This window comes from Vibrio sp. Vb0888, from assembly GCF_033338835.1.
Lineage (GTDB): Bacteria > Pseudomonadota > Gammaproteobacteria > Enterobacterales > Vibrionaceae > Vibrio > Vibrio alginolyticus.
In genome coordinates this window covers 1-1,474 of the sequence record NZ_JAWOTL010000111.1, presented here as the reverse complement: position 1 = coordinate 1,474, position 1,474 = coordinate 1, and the positions used below count along the sequence as shown (strand labels likewise).

The window sequence follows — 1,474 nt, the reverse complement described above, 5'->3', positions numbered from 1 at the left end:
TAGATTTTCAGTAAGAAATACAAAGGGCATCTCTACGGGAGATGCCCTTTTTTATTGAGCTCAACATCTCCTCAGATGACTTTCATATGCTGTGCGCCGAGCCTCGCATCTCAAGGTTATTTAGGTATATAATCCCGCCTCTGTTCCCCTACACGAAAGAAAAAACGATGACTAGAAAACACATCTACATCGCTTACACCGGTGGCACCATCGGTATGCTAAAATCGGATCACGGTTACGTTCCTATCGCTGGCTTTATGGAAAAACAACTTGCCAGCATGCCGGAATTTCACCGTCCAGAGATGCCGGAATACACTATCCACGAATATGATCCTCTTATCGACTCATCAGATATGACACCAGCAGACTGGCAACAAATCGCTGATGACATTCGTGACAACTACGACAAGTACGATGGTTTCGTTATTCTGCACGGCACTGACACGATGGCTTACACCGCGTCGGCTTTGTCTTTCATGCTAGAAAACCTAGGTAAGCCAGTTATCGTTACTGGTTCTCAAATTCCTTTGGCTGAACTGCGCTCTGATGGTCAAGCAAACTTACTAAATGCTCTGCACATCGCAGCAAACTACCCAATCAACGAAGTCACCTTATTCTTCAACAATCAGTTGATGCGTGGCAACCGCAGCACAAAATCTCATGCTGACGGCTTTAATGCATTTACGTCACCAAACTTGCCGCCACTGTTGGAAGCGGGCATCAACATTCAGATTAGCAACAGCATCAAGGTGAACGCGCAACCTGAAGGTGAATTCAAAGTTCACAACATTACTCCTCAACCAATCGGTGTGATCACAATGTATCCGGGTATTTCACATGAAGTTATCCGCAATACCTTGCTTCAGCCAGTGAATGCGATGATTTTGCTGACTTTTGGTGTGGGTAACGCTCCGCAAAACCCAGAACTACTAGGCCATCTTAAAGAAGCCTCTGAGCGTGGTGTTATTGTGGTCAACCTGACTCAATGTTTGGCTGGTAAAGTCAACATGGGCGGTTATGCGACAGGCTGTGCGTTGGCAGATGCAGGCGTAATTAGCGGTTACGATATGACGCCAGAAGCGGCGCTCGCAAAACTGCACTTCTTATTGAGCCAAAACCTGTCTTACGAAGAAGTAAAAGAGAAAATGCAGGAAGTACTGAGTGGCGAAATGAGCCTGTAAGCGCTTCTTCGAATCTCTAACAATGCTTAGATATTAAAAAAGCCCAATATTGATTGGGCTTTTTACTTTGGCATGAAGTGACAGAATCAATCGAGATTCGGGTTTACACGAACAATGTCACTTTCATCGGTATTGAACTGTTTTTTCAGTTCCTGTTTAGACTTAAAACTGATTTCACCACCAGCCGCAACCGTCATATGTTGCGCCTCGGTATTGTGTTTTGATTGATACAACATCACAGCTTGCATACACGAATCTCGCTGCTCTTTAGAAAGTGTTGTACCCTCAGGCCA

General features: G+C 44.9%; 2 protein-coding genes. One reads left to right on the top strand and one right to left on the bottom strand.

Going from position 1 to position 1,474, the window contains the following annotated elements:
• Window positions 1-167 precede the first annotated feature (167 nt).
• Entirely contained in the window at window positions 168-1,181 is a 1,014-nt protein-coding gene (ansA, locus tag R7P72_RS24240) for an asparaginase (RefSeq protein WP_318110861.1), read from the top strand.
• Window positions 1,182-1,267: 86 nt separating this feature from the next.
• On the opposite strand, the gene R7P72_RS24235 is transcribed toward ansA, so the two are convergent.
• The coding region (locus tag R7P72_RS24235) for a YeaC family protein (protein ID WP_318110860.1) at window positions 1,268-1,474 on the bottom strand (207 nt) is incomplete at its 5' end.

Excerpts from the sequence above, each read along its gene's own strand:
- ansA (WP_318110861.1), top strand. The coding sequence starts at position 168 with ATGACTAGAAAACACATCTACATCGCTTACACCGGTGGCACCATCGGT.